This window comes from Herbaspirillum sp. YR522 (assembly GCF_000282575.1).
Classification (GTDB): domain Bacteria; phylum Pseudomonadota; class Gammaproteobacteria; order Burkholderiales; family Burkholderiaceae_D; genus Herbaspirillum.
Genome location: NZ_AKJA01000152.1, coordinates 25612 through 49515 on the forward strand (window position 1 = coordinate 25612; position 23904 = coordinate 49515).

At 63.0% G+C, this 23904-nt stretch carries 17 protein-coding genes, 2 tRNA genes and 3 pseudogenes; 13 read left to right on the forward strand and 9 right to left on the reverse strand.

Annotated features, from left to right (window positions below):
- Positions 1 to 1038 (reverse strand): family 16 glycosylhydrolase, encoded by a 1038-nt coding sequence (locus PMI40_RS20870; protein WP_008119583.1) that lies wholly within the window; start codon positions 1036 to 1038, stop codon positions 1 to 3.
- A 324-nt stretch (positions 1039 to 1362) separates the two neighbouring features.
- Here PMI40_RS20870 and PMI40_RS20875 point away from each other — a divergent pair, with 324 nt between their 5' ends.
- The 9 genes from PMI40_RS20875 (at position 1363) to PMI40_RS20915 (ending at position 11118) form a co-directional block, all read left to right on the forward strand.
- Positions 1363 to 1854, forward strand: coding sequence for an MgtC/SapB family protein (locus PMI40_RS20875; RefSeq protein ID WP_008119585.1), 492 nt, complete (start codon positions 1363 to 1365; stop codon positions 1852 to 1854).
- 7 nt (positions 1855 to 1861) lie between these two features.
- Positions 1862 to 2179, forward strand: a complete 318-nt coding sequence (locus tag PMI40_RS20880) for a YnfA family protein (RefSeq protein WP_008119587.1) — start codon at positions 1862 to 1864, stop codon at positions 2177 to 2179.
- Between the two features lie 332 nt (positions 2180 to 2511).
- A complete protein-coding gene (locus tag PMI40_RS20885; protein WP_008119589.1) occupies positions 2512 to 3819 on the forward strand; it encodes an MFS transporter in 1308 nt (435 codons plus the stop codon).
- Positions 3820 to 3829: 10 nt separating this feature from the next.
- Complete coding sequence (gene nirB / locus PMI40_RS20890) at positions 3830 to 6403, forward strand: nitrite reductase large subunit NirB (RefSeq protein WP_008119591.1); 2574 nt, start codon at positions 3830 to 3832, stop codon at positions 6401 to 6403.
- 44 nt (positions 6404 to 6447) lie between these two features.
- The gene (gene nirD / locus PMI40_RS20895; RefSeq protein WP_008119593.1) at positions 6448 to 6807 is read left to right on the forward strand and encodes a nitrite reductase small subunit NirD; all 360 of its coding nucleotides are present in this window, start codon (positions 6448 to 6450) and stop codon (positions 6805 to 6807) included.
- Position 6808: 1 nt separating this feature from the next.
- The gene (locus PMI40_RS20900) at positions 6809 to 8050 is read left to right on the forward strand and encodes an NAD(P)/FAD-dependent oxidoreductase (RefSeq protein ID WP_008119594.1); all 1242 of its coding nucleotides are present in this window, start codon (positions 6809 to 6811) and stop codon (positions 8048 to 8050) included.
- A gap of 14 nt (positions 8051 to 8064) precedes the next feature.
- Positions 8065 to 10821 carry a nitrate reductase gene (locus tag PMI40_RS20905; RefSeq protein WP_008119596.1) on the forward strand — a complete coding sequence of 919 codons (2757 nt, stop codon included), beginning with the start codon at positions 8065 to 8067 and terminating at the stop codon, positions 10819 to 10821.
- A gap of 66 nt (positions 10822 to 10887) precedes the next feature.
- Positions 10888 to 10964: transfer RNA gene (locus PMI40_RS20910), tRNA-Pro, on the forward strand.
- Between the two features lie 77 nt (positions 10965 to 11041).
- Positions 11042 to 11118: transfer RNA gene (locus tag PMI40_RS20915), tRNA-Arg, on the forward strand.
- Positions 11119 to 11791: 673 nt separating this feature from the next.
- On the opposite strand, the gene PMI40_RS23485 is transcribed toward PMI40_RS20915, so the two are convergent.
- Positions 11792 to 12331, reverse strand: a complete 540-nt coding sequence (locus PMI40_RS23485) for a biosynthetic peptidoglycan transglycosylase (RefSeq protein WP_157221639.1) — start codon at positions 12329 to 12331, stop codon at positions 11792 to 11794.
- A gap of 309 nt (positions 12332 to 12640) precedes the next feature.
- Between PMI40_RS23485 and PMI40_RS20925 the strand changes: the two are divergent.
- Positions 12641 to 13212: pseudogene (locus PMI40_RS20925) on the forward strand (recombinase family protein).
- Positions 13213 to 13462: 250 nt separating this feature from the next.
- On the forward strand, positions 13463 to 14680 hold the full coding sequence (locus PMI40_RS24145) for a hypothetical protein (RefSeq protein WP_157221640.1): 1218 nt from the start codon (positions 13463 to 13465) through the stop codon (positions 14678 to 14680).
- Between the two features lies 1 nt (position 14681).
- Here PMI40_RS24145 and PMI40_RS20935 read toward each other — a convergent pair.
- Positions 14682 to 14864 (reverse strand): annotated as a pseudogene (locus PMI40_RS20935) (tyrosine-type recombinase/integrase); the annotation flags it as partial.
- 686 nt (positions 14865 to 15550) lie between these two features.
- Positions 15551 to 16036, reverse strand: a complete 486-nt coding sequence (locus PMI40_RS20950) for a GNAT family N-acetyltransferase (protein ID WP_008119602.1) — start codon at positions 16034 to 16036, stop codon at positions 15551 to 15553.
- A 255-nt stretch (positions 16037 to 16291) separates the two neighbouring features.
- Between PMI40_RS20950 and PMI40_RS20955 the strand changes: the two genes are divergently transcribed.
- Positions 16292 to 17764, forward strand: coding sequence for a DUF3300 domain-containing protein (locus PMI40_RS20955; RefSeq protein WP_008119603.1), 1473 nt, complete (start codon positions 16292 to 16294; stop codon positions 17762 to 17764).
- 202 nt (positions 17765 to 17966) lie between these two features.
- Positions 17967 to 19655, forward strand: a complete 1689-nt coding sequence (locus PMI40_RS20960; protein WP_008119605.1) for a peptide chain release factor 3 — start codon at positions 17967 to 17969, stop codon at positions 19653 to 19655.
- Positions 19656 to 19786: 131 nt separating this feature from the next.
- Here the strand turns inward: PMI40_RS20960 and ppa are convergent, their stop codons facing one another.
- From ppa to PMI40_RS20985, 5 genes and pseudogenes are all read right to left on the reverse strand, one after another.
- Positions 19787 to 20323: an inorganic diphosphatase gene (gene ppa / locus PMI40_RS20965; protein WP_008119607.1), complete on the reverse strand. Its 537-nt coding sequence runs from the start codon at positions 20321 to 20323 to the stop codon at positions 19787 to 19789.
- A gap of 134 nt (positions 20324 to 20457) precedes the next feature.
- Complete coding sequence (locus PMI40_RS20970; protein ID WP_040502607.1) at positions 20458 to 21657, reverse strand: heme biosynthesis protein HemY; 1200 nt, start codon at positions 21655 to 21657, stop codon at positions 20458 to 20460.
- Between the two features lie 22 nt (positions 21658 to 21679).
- Entirely contained in the window at positions 21680 to 22852 is a 1173-nt protein-coding gene (locus tag PMI40_RS20975; RefSeq protein ID WP_008119612.1) for a uroporphyrinogen-III C-methyltransferase, read from the reverse strand.
- Positions 22849 to 23643 carry a uroporphyrinogen-III synthase gene (locus PMI40_RS20980; RefSeq protein ID WP_008119615.1) on the reverse strand — a complete coding sequence of 265 codons (795 nt, stop codon included), beginning with the start codon at positions 23641 to 23643 and terminating at the stop codon, positions 22849 to 22851. The genes PMI40_RS20975 and PMI40_RS20980 overlap by 4 nt, the downstream gene beginning before the upstream one ends.
- A pseudogene (locus PMI40_RS20985) lies at positions 23627 to 23904 on the reverse strand (hydroxymethylbilane synthase); the annotation flags it as partial. The pseudogene PMI40_RS20985 and the gene PMI40_RS20980, both read right to left, overlap by 17 nt.

Below are 23904 nucleotides of genomic sequence, written 5' to 3' on the forward strand. Positions count from 1 at the left end.
TCATTTGCACAGCAGTACGCCGCGTGCATCCTTGGCGCAACCGGCGGGTCCGGTCGTGCTGAAGGCGGCGACCCAATCCACCAGCATGCGCTGCGGGAAAGGCGAAGCATCGGTGGCGAAGCCTTGCCAATCACCGCCGACGGCCATGTTGATCATCATGTAGAACGGCTTGTCCATGCCCGGCTTAGTCGCGATCTGGCCGATCGCCAGGCGATCGTAGTAATAGACGATCCGGTCCGGCAACCACAGCACGCCGTAGGTATGGAAGCCCGCAGCGAAACCGGGCGATGGAATCTTGCAACCCGACGACGTAATGACGGAGGTATCTGGATTGACCCAGTGCGCTGCCAGGCTGATGACGTTGGGAAGATTGGCGGGCGCTTCCATGATGTCGATCTCGGGCGGCCAGCTACGGTCGATCGGCAACATCCAGAACGCCGGCAGCAATGCTTGCGAACTGGGCACTTGCGCGCTCATCTCGAAGTAGCCATATGTCTGGGCAAACATCTCGTGCGTGGACAACAGGCCCGATGTGTAGGCGTGATTCCATACCGAGGGCAGCAGCGCCGGCGGCGTGCGATCCGCCGTGATGGTGAGGATGCCGTCGCTCACGCTGAAGGGATTGAGATTGAGCACGGTGGTCCCCGAACCCTTGAAGTTGGGATCGGTATAGACGTGCTGCTCGTGCGCCGCCGGCTGGTAGCGCTTGACCTCCCAGTCGTAACCGGCGAACTTGCCGTTGTAATAGCCGCCGTCGAGATGGGGCGCCCATTTGCCGGCACTGCCGTCGCCATTGGCCAGCGCCGGCATGGTGTTGAAATTATCGACGAAGGTGTTACGCATGACTGCACTGAACACGCGCGGCTTGTCGCTGGTCCATTTGGCCACCGTCTGGCAGGTGGCCTGCGGGGTCTCCCACGGCACGTACAGGATCACATTGCTGGCCGGGGTCCGGGTGGGTGCTTCGGCATAGTTGGCGCCGGCCTGCACGGACACCGAAAGGGATAACAACAGGCACGCAAGGGCTTTACGTTTCATGGCAACCTCCTGAAAGACTGAACGCCGAAATCAATAGATTTCAACAGAAGTCTAGAAAACTTGTGAGGCAGAACAAAGGCGAAAAAGGCATCAATTCGCGGCATACCGGCAAAATCAGTGGTGCACTGTCAGACGGTGCTGGCATTCGAATAACGAAATCAAAAAAAAAGTTGTCGGCGTAACTAGGTTTAACTGCTCAGTACATCTTTGGCGCGGCGCATGTCGAGCTGAATATGGCGTCGACCACCTGCCCTGCGCATCAAAGAGGTGCGTGGCGCGCGACGCTCTAAAATAGGCGTATCGACAACAACAAAAGGCATCCTCATGCACCAACACCTGGACATCCTGATGCGCCTGCTGATCGCCATGTTGATCGGTTGCGTCATCGGTATCGACCGCAACCTGCGCGGCAAGCCCACCGGCATGAAGACACTCGGACTGGTGGCGCTGGGGGCGGCGCTGGCCACGATGGCCAGCATGAATTTCGCACCGGATATCGATGGCAGCCATCGCGATGCGGTCAGCCGCGCCATCCAGGGTGTCATCACCGGGATCGGTTTCCTGGGCGCCGGCGTGATCGTGCACGAGCGGGCCTCGGAGAAGGTGCGCGGCTTGACCACCGCCGCTTCGATCTGGGTCACGGCCGCCGTGGGCATCGTCTGCGGCGTCGGCTGGTGGCAGGTAGCGCTGATGGCGACCTGCCTGATCCTGTTGTTGTTTACCGTCGGCCGCCGGATCGAGCACATGCTGCACCGTCGCTGGATGGGCAAGAGCCATGAAGAACGTGAGCGCATCGTCGCGCGCGAGGAAGACTGAGTCGCCGATGAACACGCTACTGCTCTATATACTCACGGCCCTGGCCGAACTGGTCGGCTGCTACTTGCCATGGCTATGGGTCCGGCAGGATCGCAGCGCATGGCTGCTGCTGCCGGCGGCGGCCAGCCTGGCCGCCTTTGCCTGGCTGCTGACCTTGCACGAAGCGGCTTCCGGGCGGGTATATGCCGCCTACGGCGGGGTGTACATCGGCGTGGCCCTGGTGTGGCTGTGGCTGGTCGACGGCGTGCGTCCGAGCGCGTGGGACATCGCGGGCGTGGCGCTGGCCCTGGTCGGGATGAGCCTGATTGCCTTCCAGCCACGCTGACCTGGCCCGCCACGCGCTGCGATTGTGCGCAGGCCCGCACCATTTGCGCGCATGGCACGCACCCAGATTCATCATGAAGTGATACATCCACCTGCAACGCCCTTTCCACCGGGCATCCCGCGCTAGCCCCCTTCCCTCTGCAAAGCCCGCCACGACGGCCACGCCGGCTGCCTGGCACGGCCTTTGCATCATCTGCTCCAGGATCAAAGGCGATCCAACCAATTTTTGATGCCGGTCTAACGATGGAACGGCAGCGCACAAGGACAATGGCGTCCGCTTGACCGGTGAAGACCGGAGTCGAGCGGACGCCGTTTTGCTTTCAAGGAAACCAAATGAGCAAAGCCACCCGTATCGCGTTGTTCTCGCTGGGTACGCCCCAGATGCGCGCCTTCCACCTGACCTGGCTGGCGTTCTTCGTCTGCTTCTTCGCCTGGTTCGCCTGCGCGCCGCTGATGCCGCTGATCAAGGGCGAGTTCGGGCTGAACGCCGGGCAGATCGCCAATATCAATATCGCGGCGGTGGCCGTCACCATCCTGGTGCGCCTGGTGATCGGGCCGATGTGCGACCGCTTCGGCCCTCGCAAGGCCTACACCGGCCTGCTGCTGGCCGGCGCGGTGCCGGTCATCGGCGTGGCGTTCGCGCAGAGCTACGAGAGCTTCCTGTTCTTCCGCCTGCTCATCGGTGCCGTCGGCGCCAGCTTCGTGATCACGCAATACCATACCTCGGTCATGTTCGCGCCCAACGTGGTGGGCACGGCCAATGCCGCCACCGCCGGCTGGGGCAATGCCGGCGGCGGCGTGGCGCAGGGCGTCATGCCGCTGCTGGTGGCGGCATTGCTGATGCTGGGCGTGTCGCAGGGCTGGGGCTGGCGCGTGGCGCTGCTGGTACCGGGCGCCCTGATGCTGGTCATGGCCGCGCTCTACTGGCGCTTCACCCAGGACTGCCCGCAAGGCAACTACGATGCCCTGCGTGCGGCCGGGGTGGCAGTCGACAACGCCAAGAAAGGCGGCTGGGCCAGTTTCCGCACGGCCGCTGCCAACTACCGCGTCTGGATGCTGTTCGTCACCTACGGCGCCTGCTTCGGGGTGGAGATCTTCATCCACAACATGGCCGCCATCTATTACGTCGAGCAGTTCCAGCTGTCGCTGGCCTCGGCCGGCATCGCTGCGGCCAGCTTCGGCCTGCTGGCGTTGTTTGCCCGTGCGCTGGGCGGGTTCATCTCTGACCGGGTGGCGCTGGCAGGCGGCCTCAATCGCCGCGCGCACCTGCTGTTCGTACTGATGATCGGCGAGGGCCTGGGACTGCTGTGGTTCGCCCACGCCGGCAGCGTCGTGGCCGCGGTGCTGGCCATGCTCTGCTTCGGGCTGTTCACCCATATGGCCTGCGGTGCCACCTACGCGCTGGTGCCGTTCATCGATCGGCGCGCACTGGGCGGGGTGGCCGGCATCATCGGCGCCGGCGGCAACGTCGGCGCGGTACTGGCCGGATTGTTGATGAAGGGCATCGGCAACACCCAGCAGACCTTGTCGGTGCTTGGGGTACTGGTGACGGTATCGGCCCTGTGCGCCGTCGCCGTGCGCTTCGTTGCCGCGGACACCCATGACGACCCGGTGGCCGTCAACCATAACGTCACAGCCTGAGGAGCATTGCATGAACATCATCGTCATCGGCCACGGCATGGTCGGCCATAAATTCCTGGAATGCCTGGTCGAAAGTGGCGCACCCGAGCTCAAGGTCACCATCCTGTGCGAGGAACCGCGACCGGCCTATGACCGGGTACACCTGTCCGAATTCTTCGCCGGCAAGAGCGCCGACGACCTGTCGCTGGTGGCGCCCGGGTTCTTCGACAGCGGCCGCAGCCCGGTGGCGTTCGAGCTCAGGTTGAACGCCAAGGCGCAGCGCATCGATTGCCTGGCGCGCACCGTCACGGCCAACATCGATGGCGTCGAACGGACCCTGGACTACGACCGCCTGGTGCTGGCGACCGGCTCCTACCCTTTCGTGCCGACGGTGGCCGGCAACCAGCGCCGCGACTGCTTCGTCTATCGCACCATCGAAGATCTCGAGGCGATGCTCGAATGCGGTCGGCGTTCGACCAGCGGCGTAGTGATCGGCGGCGGGTTGCTGGGCCTGGAATGCGCCAAGGCGCTGCGTGACATGGACCTGGCCACGCATGTGGTGGAGTTCGCGCCGCGCCTGATGGCGGTGCAGATCGACGAACACGGCGGACGCATCCTGCACCAGAAGATCGCCGACCTGGGCGTGACCGCGCACACCCGGAAGAATACGCTGGAGATCGTCGACGGCCAGCATCACACGCACCGCATGAACTTCGAGGACGGCACCCATCTCGAGACCGACATGATCGTCTTCTCGGCCGGCATCCGCCCGCGCGACGAACTGGCGCGCGACGCCGGCCTGCGCGTCGGAGAACGCGGCGGCATTGCCATCGACAACCGTTGCCTGACATCGGACCCGCACGTCTACGCCATCGGCGAATGCGCCCTGTGGAACGGTCGCATCTTCGGCCTGGTCGCGCCCGGCTACGACATGGCGCGCACCGCCGCCCGTCACCTGCTGTCGCATCTCGACGACGCCACCGAGGTACCGCAGTTCAATGGCGCCGACATGAGCACCAAGCTCAAGTTGATGGGCGTGGATGTGGCCAGCATCGGCGACGCCCATGGCAGCCAGGCCGGCAGCCGGTCGTTCCAGTTCACCGACGAGCGGCGCCAGATCTACAAGAAGATCGTGGTGTCCGAATCGGGCAAGCACCTGTTGGGCGCGGTGATGGTGGGCGACGCCGCCGAATACGGCACGCTGTTGCAGATGATGTTGAATCGCATCGAACTGCCGGCGTCGCCGGAGTTCCTGATCCTGCCGCAGTCCGATGGAAAGGCCAGGCCCGGCCTGGGGGTGGATGCGCTGCCCGACTCGGCGCAGATCTGCTCGTGCAACAACGTATCGAAGGCCCAGCTGTGCGCGGCCGTGGCCAGGGGCGTATGCAGCATCGGCGAGCTCAAGGCATGCACCAAGGCAGGCACCGCCTGCGGCGGCTGCGTGCCGCTGGTGACGCAGGTGATGAAGGCCGAGATGAAAAAGCAGGGCCTGGCCGTGAACAACCATGTGTGCGAGCACTTCCCGTTTTCGCGCCAGGAAATCTATCACCTGGTGCGGGTGGGCCAGATCAGGAGTTTCGATGAACTGCTGCACAAGCACGGACAAGGCCTGGGTTGCGACATCTGCAAACCGCTGGCTGCCAACGTGCTGGCGTCGTGCTGGAACGATTTCGTACTCAAGAAGGAACACGCCAGCCTGCAGGACAGCAATGACTACTTCCTGGGCAACATCCAGAAGGATGGCACCTACTCGGTGGTGCCGCGCATGGCGGGTGGCGAAGTCACGCCCGATGGCTTGATCGCGGTCGGCAGCATCGCCAAGAAATACGGGCTGTACACCAAGATCACCGGCGGCCAGCGGGTCGACCTGTTCGGCGCACGGGTGGATCAATTGCCCGACATCTGGGAAGAGCTGATCGCCGCCGGCTTCGAGACCGGCCATGCCTACGGCAAGTCGCTGCGCACCGTGAAGTCATGCGTAGGCTCGACCTGGTGCCGCTACGGCGTGGGCGACAGCGTGGGCTTTGCGGTGCGACTGGAAAACCGCTACAAGGGCTTGCGCTCGCCGCACAAGATCAAGTTCGGCGTCTCGGGCTGCACCCGCGAATGCGCCGAGGCGCAAGGCAAGGATGTCGGCATCATCGCCACCGAAAAGGGCTGGAACCTCTACGTCTGCGGCAACGGCGGCATGAAGCCACGCCATGCCGAGCTGATCGCGTCGGACCTGGACGAAGCCACCCTGACCCGCTATGTCGACCGCTTCCTGATGTTCTACGTGCGCACCGCCGACCGCCTGCAACGCACCAGCACCTGGCGTGAAAACCTGGAAGGCGGCATCGAGTACCTCAAGGGCGTGGTGATCGACGACAAGCTGGGGCTGGCGGCCGAACTCGAAGCCGAGATGCAGGGCGTGGTCGACAGCTACCAGTGCGAATGGAAGCAGGCCGTCACCGATCCCGAGACGCGCAAGCGCTTTCGCCACTTCGTCAACAGCAAGGCTGCCGATGGCAACATCCACTTTGTCGAGGAGCGGGGCCAGATACGGCCTGCAACCCAGGCCGAGAAGAAGTTGCTGGACATTGCGGTGGTCGCGCAGCCGGCTTGACGCGCTCGATCGGCGCGCCTTCGATACGAACCATGGAGTCAACAATGCACAGCGACCAGCAAATAACCGATTGGACCCCCATCTGCAACCTGGACGACATCGTTCCCAATACCGGCGTATGCGCGCTGGTCAATGGCCAGCAGGTCGCGGTGTTCCATGTCATCGACAGCGCCGCCCGGGGCCAGGCGCGCGTATTCGCCATCGGCAACTACGATCCCAATGCCGAGGCGGCGGTGCTGTCGCGCGGCCTGGTGGGCAACCTGGGCCAACGCATCGTGGTGGCCTCGCCCCTCTATAAGCATCACTTCGACCTGCAGACCGGCGAATGCCTGGAAGAACCGGCCAACTCGGTGCATGCGTGGCCGGCGCGCATCGAGGCGGGCCAGGTCTGGATCGGCGCCTGACATGGCGACTGTGGCCCAACCCGGCAAACCGCGCCTGGTCGTGATCGGCAATGGCATGGCCGGCATGCGCACGGTCGAGGAGCTGAGACAGCTGGCGCCGGACCTCTACGACATCACCGTGTTCGGCGCCGAGCCGCACGGCAACTACAACCGCATCATGCTCTCGCCGGTGCTGGCCGGCGACAAGGGCATCGATGACATCATGCTCAATACCCGCCAGTGGTATCTGCAGAACCAGATCACGCTGCATGCGGGCGACCCGGTCGAGCACATCGATCGGCGGCGCCGCGTGGTGCGTTCGCGCAGCGGTATCGAAGCGCCGTACGACCGGCTGCTGCTGGCCACGGGATCGACGCCGTTCATCATCCCGGTGCCGGGCCACGACCTGCCGGGCGTGATCGCCTTTCGCGACATCCAGGACGTGCATGCCATGCTCGAGGCGGCGCGCCACCATCGCCACGCGGTGGTGATCGGCGGCGGCCTGCTGGGCCTGGAGGCGGCCAACGGCCTGCTGCGCCAGGGCATGGCGGTGACCGTGGTGCACGTGGCCGAGACCCTGATGAACCAGCAACTGGACAAGCCGGCCGCCGACCTGCTCAAGAAGGCGCTCGAGACGCGCGGGCTGCGCTTCCTGCTCGGCACCCAGACTGCCGCCATCGTCGGCCACCAGCGCGTGGCCGCGGTGCGCTTTGCCGATGGCAGCGAGATCCCGGCCGACCTGGTGGTGATGACCGCCGGCGTGCGTCCCAACATCGCACTGGCCAAGTCGGCCGGACTGCACTGCGAACGCGCCATCATCGTCGACGACACCTTGCAGACCTACGATCCGCGCATCTACGCCGTGGGCGAGTGCGTACAGCATCGCCGTGCCACGTTCGGCCTGGTGGCGCCGATCTGGGACCAGGCGCGCGTGGCCGGCGCACACCTGGCCGGGGCCGGCCATCGTCGCTACGTGCAGCAGGCCACCGCCACCAAGCTCAAGGTGACCGGCGTGGACCTGTATTCGGCGGGCGACTTCATCGGCGCCGACGACACCGAAGACCTGGTGCTGCGCGACCCGCGACGCGGCATCTACAAGCGGCTGGTATTGCGCGGCAACCGGCTGGTGGGGGCCGTGCTGTACGGCGACGTCAAGGATGGACCATGGTATTTCGAGTTGATACAGAGCGCACGCGACGTCTCGGCCTGGCGCCGTGAGCTGCCGTTCGGGCAGGCCATGTGCCAACCGCAACACGCCGCCTAGCACAAGGAAAAAGAGTGAACCTGTCGCCTATCCCGATCGCCACCGCCACCACCCGCACCACCTGCCCCTATTGCGGCGTGGGCTGCGGGGTGACGGCTTCGATGAAGCCCGATGGCGGCATTGCCGTCAGCGGCGACACCGCACATCCGGCCAACCTGGGGCGCTTGTGCGTGAAGGGCTCGGCGCTGGGCGAGACGGTCGACCTGGAGGGCCGCCTGCTCTACCCGCAGGTGCGCGACGAGCACGGTGTGATGCAACGCGTGAGCTGGGATGCGGCGCTCGACAAGGTGGCCGGCAAGCTCTCTGCCATCGTCGCCGAGCATGGCCCGGACGCGGTCGCGCTGTACGTATCGGGCCAGTTGCTGACCGAGGATTACTACCTGGCCAACAAATTCATGAAGGGCTACATCGGCAGCGCCAACATCGACACCAATTCGCGCCTGTGCATGTCGTCGGCGGTGGCGGGCCACAAGCGCGCCTTCGGCGAAGACCTGGTGCCGCTGGCCTATGAAGACCTGGAGCTGGCGGACCTGGTGGTGCTGGTCGGCTCCAACGCTGCCTGGTGCCATCCGATCCTGTTCCAGCGCATCGCCCGGATCAAGGAGACCCGGCCGCATGCCAGGCTGGTGGTGATCGATCCCCGCCGCACCGCCACCTGCGAGCTGGCCGACTTGCACCTGCCGGTCAAGGCCGGCACCGACGTCTGGCTGTTCAATGGCCTGCTGAGCTACCTGGCCCACCGTGGCGGGCGCGATGACGCCTTCATCGCCGCCCATACCAATGGCCTCGACGCCAGCCTGGCCGCGGCCGATGCCGACTGTGCCGACCCGGCGACGGTGGCGCGCATCTGCAAGGTCGAGCTGGCCGACCTGCTGGCGTTCTATGCGCTGTTCGCCCGCACCGAGCGGGTCGTCACCGGTTTTTCGATGGGCGTGAACCAGTCCTCGGCCGGCACCGACAAGGTCAACAGCATCATCAATTGCCACCTGCTTACTGGCCGCATCGGCCGCCCCGGCATGGGGCCCTTTTCGATCACCGGCCAACCCAACGCCATGGGCGGGCGCGAAGTGGGCGGCCTGGCCAACATGCTGGCCGCCCACATGGACCTGGAGCACGCCCTGCATCGCGACATCGTGCAAGGCTTCTGGCAATCGCCGCGCATCGCCGAGCGCCCCGGCTACAAGGCCGTGGACCTGTTCGAGGCGATCGACGACGGGCGCGTCAAGGCGGTGTGGGTCATGGCCACCAATCCGATGGTCAGCCTGCCCGATGCCGACCTGGTACGGCGGGCGCTGGCCAGGTGCGAGCTGGTGGTGTCGTCGGATGTGATCGAACATACCGACACCAATGCCTTGGCGCATGTCTTGCTGCCGGCGTTGGCCTGGGGCGAGAAGGATGGCACCGTCACCAATTCGGAACGCCGCATTTCGCGCCAGCGTGCGTTCCTGGGCGCACCCGGCCAAGCGCGCGCGGACTGGCGCATCATCGCCGACGTGGCCCAGCGCATGGGCCATGACGGCTTCGCCTTCGACCATCCGCAGCAGATCTTCGACGAGCATGCGCGCCTGTCGGCCCATCGCAACGGCGATGTCGATGCCGCCCAGGCGTGGCGGCGGTTCAACCTGGCGGGCCTGTGCGGCATGACGCGCCAGCAATACGATGCGCTGGCGCCGATACAGTGGCCGGTGCTGCGCGACGACGACGGCCAGGTGCACGGCACCGCCCGCCTGCTGCAGGATCTGCGCTTCAGCCATGCCGATGGCCGTGCGCGGCTGGTGCCCACGCCACCACGCTGGCCGGCGCACGCCCCCGACGATGACTATCCCCTGGTGCTCAATACCGGGCGCGTGCGCGACCAGTGGCATACCATGACGCGCACCGGCAAGTCGGCCACGCTGGCCAACCATGTGCCCGAGGCCTTCATCGACATCCATCCCCAGGATGCGCTGCTGTATGGCGTGCGCGAAGGCGGCCTGGCGCGCATCAGCAGTCGCTGGGGCGCCATGGTGGCGCGGGTGCAGCACGGCGGTGGCATTGCCCGTGGCAGCGTGTTCGTACCGATCCACTGGAACGACCAGTGGGCCTCCGACGCCCGCGTCGGAGCGTTGGTCAATCCGGTGGTTGACCCGGTATCGGGCGAGCCCGAATTCAAGCACACGCCGGTGGCCATCGAGCAATTCCGGGTTGCCTGGCACGGCTTCATCCTGACCCGCCATGCGCTGGCGCTGGACGACATCACGCACTGGACGCGGGTGCAGGGTCGCGACTTCACCCGCTTCGAGCTGGCCGGCCGCAAGCCGATCGACGACCACGGTCAGTGGGCCCGCCAGCTGCTGGGGGTGGACGCCCCCGATGCCGACTGGCTGGAGTACCTCGACCGCAGCGCCGGCCAGTATCGCGCGGTGCACCTGGTCGATGACCGTATCGACATGTGCCTGTTCCTGTCGAGTCGCCCCGACCTGCCCTCGCGCGCCTGGTTGGCGAGCCTGTTTGCCAAGCCTCGACTGGATGAGGCCGACCGCGTCGGCCTGCTGGTGGGCCAACCGATAGACAAGGGCGCCGACGCCGGGCCGACCGTGTGCTCATGCTTCGGCGTGGGCCGCGATACCATCTGCGAAGCCATCCGCAGCAAGGGCCTGGCACAGGTCAGCCAGGTGACGGCTTGCCTGAAGGCCGGCGGCAATTGCGGATCGTGCGTGCCGGAGATCAAGAAGCTGCTGGTGGAGGTGCGGGCAGAGGGGATGGAAGCGCCACCGACTACCCCGAATTGAAAATAATCCATTTTTTAGCCTAGGGGTGTTGACCGGATTGGGGCCCTTTGCTATAGTTGCGTTCTTCGGAGTGTAGCGCAGCCCGGTAGCGCACCTGGTTTGGGACCAGGGGGTCCAAGGTTCGAATCCTTGTACTCCGACCACACGAAAACGGGCTGTCCTTTTGGACAGCCCGTTGTCTTTTCCGGAATCGATTTGGCAACATCGACCGATCCCGTCTCTGCCCTTAGCTCAACCGGATAGAGCAACGGCCTTCTAAGCCGTAGGTTAGGGGTTCGATTCCCTTAGGGCAGGCCAGATTTTTTAGCACTTTCCCCTTGAAAATCAGTCACTTACTGCGTCGATGGCGGACGACGATCGCCAGATTCGACAACTGATTTTACACGAGCAGTGTGCTCAAAATGTGCTCGCTCTCATGACCATTATGTCGTCCGCCGAGTCCATTTACATGTACCCGCACATTTCCCTGCCGTGGTGTAAAACCTTCCCACATAGTCCCCGGTATCCTTTTCCCCCGACAAGCTTAAGTCAAAATACGCGCTTGAATCGCGCCTAGTTCCGACCTCATCCCAAAAAATCCTCACCTTGTCATGCCCAAAGATGCGCTGGTCTACGATACCTCCGACCTTGATGTTGACCCGCCCTCTCCCGCTATAAGACATTTCTCCGTTAAGGATAGATATTTCGCGATCTTTTTCACCCGTGCCTTTGAGCTCCTTGCCGGCTTGAATCAATACTACATGATAGAAAATCTTCATACCTCGGAAGGGACCGTGCTCAGTACTTTCAACCGTGTACTCGCACTCCCAAACCCCGGCTAACACTGGAATGGACCACAAACGCTCTCGGCAAAAGAAGAACAGCAGTGCGAGAAGAATGCCTCCGATCATAGTCGCCGCTAGACCGGGCCAAAATTGTTCATAAAACTTATCCGCCGTCTGACCAAACACGACTGACCATGTAAACATATCTACCCTTCTTTACTCTTTAATCGGCAATACACGCGCTCTCCATAAGCGGCACGCTGCTCCACTTTGTCTCGCCACTTTTGAGTTAGAACAAGTGGGCGCGGGTACACCAAAGTGGCGGCAACAAACAATGCCTCCGCCTTCATGAGCTGTGCAGATGCCTTACTAAAATGGGCCACACATGCACTCTCCACCCCTTCCAATCCAGTACCAAAATAGGCACAAGAAAGATAAGACTTGAGGATTCGCCGCTTTCCAAACTTCCTTGCGATAATATAAGACAACAGCATCTCATATAACTTTCGCTTCACCGTTTTCTCACGAAATCCAGTGCATGTCCTAACAAACTGCATTTCAATAGTGCTCGCGCCTCCATGTCGCTGTCGTAGGAAAATTCGGATTAGCTCACGCAGCACTGAATGAAAGTCGATGCCTCGATGTACGAGATATCGGTGATCTTCCAAAACGAGAACCGCCGCTTCAATATCTGTCAGGCTAAAGCTGTCGCAGCCAGCATCATCAGCGATGTGCCCCTCAATCAAGATCAAATCCTCTCGAACTCGCTGCGACAAACTACTTAACGAAATCTTCCTCAAGTCCTATACCCCCACTGAATCATCTTCTTGTCTTATTTGCCTACAGTGTAATACCTTACCGTGACCTTCTCGGCTGTCGCTCCGGTTCACTACTGTGCAGAAGCAAGTTAAGTTCTCTATCTGCAAAAACTCGCGGCAAGACCGAAATTTGATCCAGATTTTCGTGGGGACTACTGCGCCACGCGCTTGCGGCTACGCCCCCGTGCACCCGCACCGGTATGGCACACGCATCAGAGTAGCGTTCCGTGGAAGACCATGACTGCTCATACCTCCCGCACCTTCCTTTATGCCCGCGTCTCCACAGTAGACCGGAGCACAAACAATCAACTGCTCCTCGCCAAACAGGCCGGGTACGAGATAGAGCCTAAGCGTGTCCGGGCGGAGACGATCAGCGGTACCATTCCAGCTACGGAACGGCCCGTGTTCGCCAAACTTGTGTCTGCACTTGAGGAGGATGACACGTTGGTGGTCGCCAAGTTGGATCGGCTGGTCGGAATGCCTCAGATATTGACCGCACGGTCGAGATGTTGCGGCAGTTGGGCGTCCGGGTCGTGGTACTTGATTTGCCGGTGATGGAAGTGACTAGTGCAGCCGGGGATTTGGTGCGCAGGATGTTCGCCGCCTTTGCCCAGTTCGAGCGGGATCAACTGGTAGAGCGTACTCATGCCGGGCTTGCTCGGGCCAAGGCAGAGGGCAAGACACTGGGCCGCAGGGATGCCCTTGCCGTGCTGGCAGAGAAGCGCGGGGTGGCTCTGTCCAAGTTGCATGAGGAAATACGCGGGAAGCTCGTAGCGGGAGCCACAGCCCGAGGCCTGGCGAAGGAGTAAGGCGTATCGCATCCGACCATCATGAAGGCAGCACAGCACGCATAGCCGGTACGGGCGATAGTCCTTGCCTCTTCAGCCTCACCTCCCCTCGCGTTTTCTATTGTCCGATAGCGACGTGGTATGTTATCTAGCTGAACAACAAAAACAACGGGGAAAGGACAATACTATGCACAGTGCACTAGAAAAATTGTGTGTCTCTTTGGACGGCCTTGCTGGAGCGGTACTAGCTCAGTCCACAGAGGAAAGGACAATGACGGAGGCTTGGGGCTGGAATTGCCCAGCCCTAACAAGACACGATCTGGCGGCTGTCGCTTCTGGACTTTCAGAGCGGCTTCGAGCAACGGGCGCGGAAACGCTATCACCTGCCTTAGAAAAGCTAGTTCTCGGCCTTCCTAAACAACTGACTTTTTTACAAAGCCAAACGGTTCCGTTTCTCTTCAATGGCAATTGTGCACAAGCTGCCCCGGCATATATTTGCACCATGGAATACATTGAAGCACAAGTGGCCTCTCTTTTCGGATGGGAAAAGGTTGATAACAGCCTCCTACCTCCAAGAATTGCTCGTCGGCTTCGGTCAATTAACGCGCAGATAGAGCAGCTTAGTCCAGACAGAGATGCACTCTCGAACCAATTGACTCTGATTCGAGATGCTGTGGAAGCGGCCGAGACACTACCATCTGATCTGGAGATGCTGACAGCCGCTCGGGCGGAAGTGGCGAGAATATCGGACGAATCGGCGGCTCTGTTGGCAAAGATAAGCAGCCGCTCAGAGGAAGCTGCCTCTACCGCAGATTTGCTAATGGAGTATGAATCTGAGGCAGCTCAACTAGTTTCCCAATGCGAAGAAGCATACCGTATCACCACGACCAAGGGACTCGCGGCAGCATTTGACCAGCGAGCGTTCAGACTCGGTATTTCAATGTGGATATGGGTAGCTGGGCTGTTGGTAGCTCTGGGTACCGGTGCATACCTAGGGATTGAAAGAGTGTCGTTACTTTCCAGCGCAGTAAGCTCAGACGACCCCAAATGGAGCATCATTTGGATGCACATTGTTCTCTCAGTCCTTAGCATTGGCTCTCCGCTATGGTTCTCGTGGCTAGCAACCAAACAAATTGGGCAGCGCTTCCGTCTGGCAGAAGACTATGCATTCAAAGCATCTGTCGCTAAGGCCTATGAAGGCTATCGAAGAGAAGCGGCAAAAATTGATGAAGCCTTTGCGGCTCGACTATTCGCGTCGGCGCTCACTCGTCTTGAAGAGGCCCCTTTGCGCCTTGTAGAAAATGACACCCATGGCAGTCCATGGCATGAGCTGATTAGCTCGCCTGCGTTCCAAAAAGCAATGGAAACAGTCCCCGACCTGAGAGATAAATTTATTGAAATCGCTAAAGCGGGGCTACCGAAGGGGAAGCATGAAAAGCGTGCCGATATGACACCTGCCGCTACCCCAAAAGTCCCCGCCGAAGAGTAAATTAACCCAACTTCTGCACGAGCTTGGACACGTCGAGGTGTGTATAGCGATCTAACATCGCTAGCGTCTTATGCCCAGTGATTCGGGCCACCTCGATGACATTCAGTCCCTTCTCGAACAACCAACTCGTCGCCTCATGCCACAGGTCGTGGAAATTAATCGCTCCCATCAGGACGCGCACCGCCGCACGCTTGAAGAGCCTTGAGTCACTGAATCCGGTGCTAGTGAGAACACCCGCTCCTCCAGCTTGCCGTCCCTCCCCGGCCCCGTCTTGACCCCGGCCATCTCCTTGAGTAGCGACAAGGCTACCGGCTTGGCTCGGGACACGTCGTCCTTCGGGCGGGCCTTGGTGCTGGACACCTCATCGAGATACCGTTGCAGCATTTCCCGGACTGTCATAGTCTGCCCCGAGACAGAACCGATGAACAGTTGCCGGGCCATTTGGGATTCAATCTCTCGGCCCCATTGCTGGGCATCGGCCAGTATCGAATGTCTTGGTTTGGGCCGGATAACCGGTCTACGAACTTGACAGAGCCACTTGTTACCTCTCTTGCTGATTGTTGCCACGCTTGCACTCCAACCACTGCAGGTTTCGGAGTGTGACTAAAGTGTGACTACAGATGCCCAACCGCATACTGCGCCGCGTCCCGCAAGGGATGCAAGCCAACGAGCAACGGCCTTCTAAGCCGTAGGTTAGGGGTTCGATTCCCTTAGGGCAGGCCAACTTTCCCGATACTTTTTCTTGCAGTCCAGGCACCGGGCGCGTCCCGAGTAGCGATGGCATATTCCATACGCCCGCCGCAGCCGCGCCATCCAGATCACTAGCCTCACCAGCCGACGCCGGGCGGGCCTTGCCGGCCCGCCGCCCTGCTACTGTTTCGCGGCGTCCTCGCCCTGCTCGGCCTTCAGGCGCAGCGTATAGATATCCGGCCGCGATATCTGCCATACCAGGTCACCCCGGTTGATCGCCTCGAAGCCACAGCGCGCATACAACCATGGTGCGGTGCTGGTGGTCAGCATCACGCGGCGCAGCTTCTGTACCGTCGGATGCAGGTTGGCCGATTCGATCATCCAGCGCCCCAGGCCGTCGCCGCGCAAGCCTTCGACGATGAACACATCGCACAGGTAACCGAAGGTGGCATGGTCGGTCACCACCCGCGCGAAGCCTACCTGCTCGTTGCCGCGGTAGAGACCGAAACAGAGACTGTGGGCAATCGAGGTGCGTACCGTGTCGATGTCGATGTCGGGCGCCCAGCTCGAGCGCGTCAGTACGCTATGAATCAGCGGGATATCCAGTCGCGCGGGGTCGGTGTCGATCACAAACTCGTCGCGGCGCCAGATCAGGTGTTCACTCATGGGTTTCCCTAGGGTAAAGGTCGGAACGCTGACTTATGCTGCATTCGCAAATATTCGAAATCATGCCACAGCTGAGCCGCTTCATGCAGCGTCGCAGACGATCATCATATTGCCCCCGCAGTCCATGCACTGAAACATCGCTTGCAATTCAGTTACACCTCATGGCATCAGCTTGTCGGACCATGACCACATCAACAGATGCTATAGCCGACAATATGTCTGCCGGCGCATTTGCACAATGACAGGAGAAACGACGTGAACAAGAAATCCCTGGCCTGGAGCGCCTGCCTGCTGTTTTCGCTGGTGTCAGGCATGCCGATGGCACAAGCGCAATCGGCCTACCCGGCACCGCCACCCCCACCCGCTGCCTACACCCAACAGCAACTCGACCAGATGCTGGCGCCGGTGGCGCTATACCCGGATCCGCTCTTGGCGCAGGTTTTGATGGCGTCGACCTATCCCCTCGAAGTGGTGCAGGCACAGCGCTTCGTTGAAGCGCGCCCAGGCCTGCAGGGCGATGGCCTGGCGCGCGCCGTGGCGCCCATGCCATGGGACCCGAGCGTGAAGGCGTTGGTGCAGTTTCCGTCGGTGCTGGCCATGATGAACGACCGACTGGACTGGATGCAGCAGTTGGGCCAGGCCTTCCTGGCGCAGCAGCCGCTGGTCATGGATACGGTGCAGCAACTGCGCGAGCGGGCGCAGATGGCTGGTACGCTGCAGTCCGGCCCACAGCAGCGGGTGCTGGTGGAGGAACGCACCATCATCATCGAGCCGGTCAATCCGCAATTGGTCTATGTGCCCTACTACAATCCGGTGGTCGCCTACGGCAACTGGTGGTGGCCGGCCGCCCAGCCAGTGTACTGGGCACCGCCACCGCGCTATCGACCGCCCCACTATGATCCGGGTGTCACTGCCAGCATCAGCTTCGGCAGCGGTATCGGGGTGCTGCGGGCCGCGTTCGGCGACGCCCGCCCGGACTGGCGCCAGCGCCAGGTGCTGGTGACCCGCACCCGCATCGACAATGTCAGCAACGTCACCAACAATGTGACCGTCAACCGCAATGTCACCATCAACCAGCGGCCCGTGGTGTGGCATCACGACCCGCGCCAGCCAGGCGGGCGTGAGCAGCCCCGCGCCGATGGCCGCCCCGCCAGCCATCCACCGGCACCGGTGGCCGGCACGCCACCGCCGCCACGGCCAGCGGATCGCGATTTTTCCCGTCCGCAAGCGGCGCCCGGGGTGACGCCGCAACAACGCGTCATCGAGCAGGACCGCGAGCGGGAACGCATGGTGCGCGAACAGACCGCCGAGCGCGAGCGCAGCATCCAGGCGCAGACGCGCCAGCGCGAACAGCAGGCGGCCCAGCAAGGGCAGTTGCACCAGCAGCAGCAGCAGCAGCGCGACCGCGAACAGGATCGTCGCCAGGCCCAGGAGCAACGACAGCAACAGGCAGAACAGGCACGCCAGGGCCAGCAGCAGGCGCAACAAAGGCAACAAGCACAGCAGGTACAGCAGGTACAGCAGGTACAGCAGGTACAGCAACGCGAACAGCAGCAGCGAGACCAGCTGGCACAGCAGCAAGAACGCCAGCAACACCAGCAGCAGGCGCAGCAACAGCAACTTCAGCGGCAACAGCAAGCCCAACAGCAGGAACGCCAGCACCAGCAGCGGCAACAGGAGCATCGACGCGAGCGGGACAACGACGATCGTCGCCAGGATCGGCAGTAGGCCACGCCGGCCGCGGCGCTCGCATGGTGCCCTCAAAGCTGCGGCGGCGTGGGTGGATCAGTTATAATCGCGCTCTTTCCAGAGCACATTTCGCAAAGCCGCGCCGGCTTGAAGGCCACGCACGGCATGGCCAACCGGGGGTCGGGATTTCCCGCCCTTTTTTCATTGGTTGCCGCGCTTTGCCCGAACCGATTGATCCGACATGCAAGAACCCAGCAACGAGCAAGACCTCGCCGCCGACGGCGCCGACCAGACGCCTGACGTGTCCGAGGCCGGCAGCCGCCGTGCGCCGGCCGACCTGATCACGCGCGAAGTGGCGCGCCGCCGCACCTTCGGCATCATCTCCCACCCCGACGCCGGCAAGACCACGCTGACCGAAAAGCTGCTGCTGTTCTCGGGCGCGATCCAGCTGGCCGGTACCGTGAAGGCGCGCAAGAGCGGCCGCCACGCCACCTCCGACTGGATGGAAATCGAAAAGCAGCGCGGCATCTCGGTGGCCAGCTCTGTGATGCAGTTCGAATATCGCGACCACGTGGTGAACCTGCTCGACACCCCGGGCCACCAGGATTTCTCGGAAGATACCTACCGGGTGCTGACGGCGGTCGACTCCGCCCTGATGGTCATCGATGCCGCCAAGGGCGTCGAAGAGCAGACCATCAAGTTGCTCAACGTCTGCCGCATGCGCAACACCCCCATCATCACCTTCATGAACAAGATGGACCGCGAAACCCGCGATCCGCTGGAACTGCTCGACGAGCTCGAGTCGGTGCTCAAGATCCAGTGCGCGCCGGTGACCTGGCCCATCGGCATGGGCAAGAACTTCCGCGGCGTGTACCACCTGCTGCGCGACGAGATCATGCTGTTCAAGGCGGGCGAGGAACGGGCCAATGGCGATGTAGAGATCATCAAGGGCATCGATAACCCGAAGCTGGCCGAGATGTTCCCGCTGGAGATCGAGCAGTTGAAGATGGAGGTCGAACTGGTGCATGGCGCCTCGCATCCGTTCAACCTGGACGAGTTCCTGGCCGGTATCCAGACCCCGGTGTTCTTCGGCTCGGCGATCAACAACTTCGGCGTGCGCGAGATCCTCAATGCGCTGCTGGACTGGGCGCCCGGCCCGGGCGGGCGGGACGCCACCGTGCGCAGCGTCAATCCGACCGAAGAGCCGTTCTCGGGCTTCGTGTTCAAGATCCAGGCCAACATGGACCCGGCCCACCGCGACCGCATCGCCTTCCTGCGGGTCTGCTCGGGGCGCTTCGAACGCGGCATGAAGCTCAAGCACCTGCGCCTGAACCGCGAGATCAAGGTGTCATCGGTGGTGACCTTCATGGCGTCGAGCCGGGAACAGGTCGAAGAGGCCTATGCCGGCGACATCATCGGCTTGCCCAACCACGGCAACATGCAGATCGGCGACAGCTTTTCGGAAGGTGAATTGCTGCAATTCACCGGCATCCCCTACTTCGCACCGGACTTCTTCCGGGTGGCCCGCATTCGCAACCCGCTCAAGATCAAGCAGTTGCACAAGGGCTTGCAGCAATTGGGCGAAGAAGGTGCGGTGCAGGTCTTCAAGCCCGTCACCGGCAGCGACCTGATTCTGGGCGCGGTCGGCGTGCTGCAGTTCGAAGTGGTGGCCAGCCGCCTGCTCAACGAATATGGAGTGGATGCCGTCTTCGAAGGCACCAGCATCAGCAGCGCGCGCTGGGTCACCTGCGACGACAAGAAAAAGCTGGCGGACTTCGAGAAGTCGTCGGCCGGCGCCAACCTGGCAGTCGACGCCGCCGGCAACCTGGCCTACCTGGCCAGTTCGGGCGTGAACCTGCGCCTGACCCAGGAACGCTGGCCCGACGTCGTGTTTCATGCCACCCGGGAGCATGCGGCCAGGCTGGACTGAATCGGCCACCGCACCCCGGGCCTGCCCGGGGTCTGCTCAGCGCCAGGGTCCGGCGCACGACCCAATACGAAAAATGCCGCCCGGTCTGCACCGGGCGGCATTTTTTCAACCAGGCAAACGATCGCCTGCGATCAGTCCTGGCCCTTCTTGAAGGCTTCGACGCCGGCAACGATCTCGGCGCGCGCGGCATCCGGCCCTTCCCAGCCTTCGACCTTGACCCACTTGCCCTTCTCGAGGTCCTTGTAGTGCTCGAAGAAGTGCTTGATCTGGTTCAGCGTCAGCTCGTTCAAGTCTTCCGGCTTTTGCAGGTTCTTGTAGATCGGCAGCACCTTGTCCACCGGCACGGCCAGCAGCTTGGCGTCGATGCCCGACTCGTCGGTCATCTTGAGCACACCGATCGGACGGCAGCGCACCACCACGCCCGGGAACAGCGGGAACGGCGTGATCACCAGCACATCCACCGGGTCGCCGTCCTGCGACAGGGTCTGCGGGATGTAGCCGTAGTTGCACGGATAGTGCATGGCGGTACCCATGAAGCGGTCCACGAAGATGGCGCCGCTTTCCTTGTCGACTTCGTACTTGATCGGATCGGCGTTCATCGGGATCTCGATGACGACGTTGAAATCATTCGGCAGGTCGCGGCCGGCGGGGACGTGGTTCAGGCTCATGGGAGTTTCTCGCTAAGGGGAAAGAAATCGGGGGAAAGAAATCGGTGCAACGATTGGCGCTAGCGGGCGCGCCGGAACCGTCGAAAGCCGCAATTATAGCGACTTTCCATGACGACTCCAGCATTGCCCGGGGTCTAGCGGATGGCGGTCGCCAAGGCGCATTGCTTGTAGTGCGCACTGGCCTGTTCCGGCTGGTCGAGCGCCTCGTGCAGCTGCGCCAGCGCCAGGTGCGACTCGCGCACGGTGCGTGGCTCGATGGCGTCGGAGAGGGCCTGCTCGAGATGGCGCTGGGCCTTGCCCCACAACTTCTGGCGCAGGCAGAACATGCCCAGCGTCAAGGCCAGCTCGGCGTCGGTCGGGTTCTTGGCCAGCCACGCTTCGCAGTGTTCGATCTGGGCCAGCAGCGCGGCCGAACCGGCCTCGCCGGTCGAGTCGCGATAGGCGCGCAGCAGGCGGATATCCCAGTCGGCGGCCAACGCGCGCTCGAGCAAGGTACGCGCTTCGTCATGCAGGCCGCGGCTGGCGAAGGCCTGCGCCGCACGTACCGCAATATAGGGCTTGAACTTGTCGCTGCCCGGGATACCCGACCAGAACGCGCGGATCGATTCGGCGTCGTGGACGCGGTCCGACAGCAAGGCGTCGTAGGCCATCTCGCGCAGCCGGTTCGACAATGCCGGGTGCAAGGCATTGCGCTTGTCCAGCGTCTGCACCAGGCGCAATACCTCGGGCCAGTTCTTGGCCTGCTGGTTGGCCTTGAGCGACCACTGCAACGCCTGGATGTGGCGCGTGCCGTTGGCGTTGAGTTGCTCGACCGTTTCCAGGGCCTGCTTGAACTGGTGCTCGTCGACCTGCAATTCGAGCGCCGTCATCAGGCGCGCCGCCTTCAGGGTGGGATCGACCTCGGTGGTGGCCAGCCAGATGTCGCGCCGGTCGCCCTGGCGCATGCGATGCGCCGCGCGCGCTGCGATCAGGGCCGAGATGCCGGCGTTCTCGGGCAATTCAGAGGCCCGCGTGGCCAAGCGTTCGGCCTGGCCGAAGCGGCCTTCAAAGAAGGCCTTGAGCGATTCGCGCAGGGCCGCGTTACCTTCGTGCTCGCGCTTGGCACGGCGATAGGCGATCACCCGGCCGGGCAGCTTCTGGGTCAGGCGCACGGCGCGAATGACGACGTAGATCGTCAGGAACGCCGCCAGTACCAGGAAGATGAAGAAATTGAGCGAAAGGTCGAGCCGGTAAGGCGGATAGAACAGCACCACGTTGCCGGGGTTGAAACGGGCCAGCACCGCCAGGCCGATGGCCGAGGCGAACAGGGTAAGGAGCCAGAGCAGTATTTTCATGTCGCGATTCTTCTCGATGCGCTCACTGGCGAGCCTTGTAGTTGCGCACCGCATTGATGCTCTCGGCCAGCGTCGGCATCTGGATGGCCAGGTTGCTGCCCTGGACCTGCTTCAACAACGACTGGGTGTTCTGGACCTGCTTGGCGCGGGTGTCGAAGTACTTGGCAATCGAGTCCTGCGCGGCCGACAGGTCGTTGCGGAAGGCGAACTCGTTGCGCGACAGCAGGGCCAGGCGGGCATTGAGCAGGCGCAGCTTGAGGTTTTCGCGCACGAAATAGGCCTGGCTCGGCGACAGCAGGATCGCTTCCGGCGTCTGCACCTCGCGAATGCGCACCAGCTGCTTGATCTCGGCCCACATCTCGGTACTCATGCTCTGCCAGGTGTCCTGCGCGCCGGCCAGCCAGGTCGACCAGGCCGATGCCTCGGCGCCGGCAGGCTTGTCGGCGGCGGCCTTGGCCGTACGCGCCGGCTGGGCAGCGCGGGGCTGGCTGGCCGACTCGACCGGCTTTTCATCGATCAGCAGCGGCATGCTGTCGACCTGGCCGATGACGCTGTCGAGGCGCACGGCGATACCGGCGATATCGACGCTGGGCAGTGCCTTGAGACGGTCGATGTCACGCGCCAGCGCACGGCGGATGGCGATGAACTGCGGCTTGTCCGAGCGCGACAGGCTCTTGTCGGCGTTCTGCAGCGCGATCAGGGCACCCTGCACGTTGCCGGCCAATTCCAGCTGCTGGTCGGCGGTCGAGAGCACTTCCTCGATCTCGGACAGGGCCCAGTCGTCGCGATTCTTGTTCAGGTCCTGGTACATCTGCTCCAGCGCCAGTTGCTGGCTCTGCGACTCGGCCTGCTTGCTGTCGAGTACGCTGACCTTGGCCTGCAGTTCCTTGGTGCTTTCCTGGACCAGCTTGAGCACGCCCTTGAGTTCGTTGCTGCTGTTGTCGCCCGTCTGCAGCCGCTGGGCGACCTCGGCGCGCAGGCCATGCAGTTCGCGCGACGAGAACCACCATTGCGCCACCAGCGCTGCAATGACCAGCAGCAACAGCAACGTCAGCAGCCGCTGGCGCCGGCGCAATACGGCCGTACCATCGGGGGCGGAAATATAAGGGGAGGAAGACGCGGGCGCACTCTGGTAGGTGGCCTGCGGCTTGGGCTCCGGCAGGTTCGACTCGGGGGTGGATTGCTGTTCGTTCATGGGGTCGATTGTAACGCGGCAATTAGTCGTTCGTCGCCCGAACCAGTCAGGATCACGGTGCCAAAACCGAGCGACTCGGCAGTGCGGGCGATCCGATGGTGCGAAACGTAGATTCGTTGTCGTTGCAGTTTTACCACACGATCCGCCCCGCCGGCTAGTCTTGCCATCTGCAACAGGTTCCGCAGCGCTTCCGAACTGGTGATCACCCAGTCCGCGCCGTCATCGAGCAGGGCCAGCAATCGAGCGCTGCGCTCGGGCGTCATCGGCGGCGCCAGGCGCCGATAGGCAGTGACGAAATCGACCTCGATGGCATGCTGCTGCAAGGCGTTGCCCAGCAGGTCGCGGCCCTGCTGGGCGCGCACCACCAGCACGCGGCGCCCGCGCAGCGCCGCCAGCGGCAAGGCCGCCAGCAATTCCTCGGAGTCCATCTTGTCGGGACGCCGCGGCGCGTAGATGGTGGCATCGGCCTGTTCCACACCGTGCGCGCGCAATGCCGTGCGACTGCCCTGGCCGACCACGCCGATGGCCACCTCGCTCGGCCAGCGCTCGAGACAGGCAAAGGTGGCGTCGATGGCATTGGGGCTGACGAAGACCACCAGCGCGTAATCGTGCAGCCGCGCCATGGCCGCGCACAGTTCGGCGCGGTCTTCGAGCGCTTCGATGACCAGCAGCGGAAACACCACCGCCTCGCGCCCGAGCGCATTGACCTGGTCGGCCAAGGTGCTCGCCTGCTGCAGCGGCCGGGTCACCACCACCGGCCGGGGCCGGCTCGATTCAGGCTTGTGCGGCATCGGCCTGCGCCTTGCAGGCCTGCAGGATGGCGTCGGCGTCCTGCGCCTTGAGCAGCGCGGCGACCTGCTCGCCCAGCGCCTCGGGCGCGGCGGCCAGGCCTCGCGCCTCGGCGGCGGCGCTGCGGCTGCCGTCCGGTGTGGCGATCATGGCGCGCAGGTGCAGGCGCTCGCCGTCGACGGTGGCATAGGCGGCCAGCGGGATCTGGCAGCTGGCGCCGAAAATGCGCGATACCGAGCGCTCGGCGGCCGACGCGGCCGCCG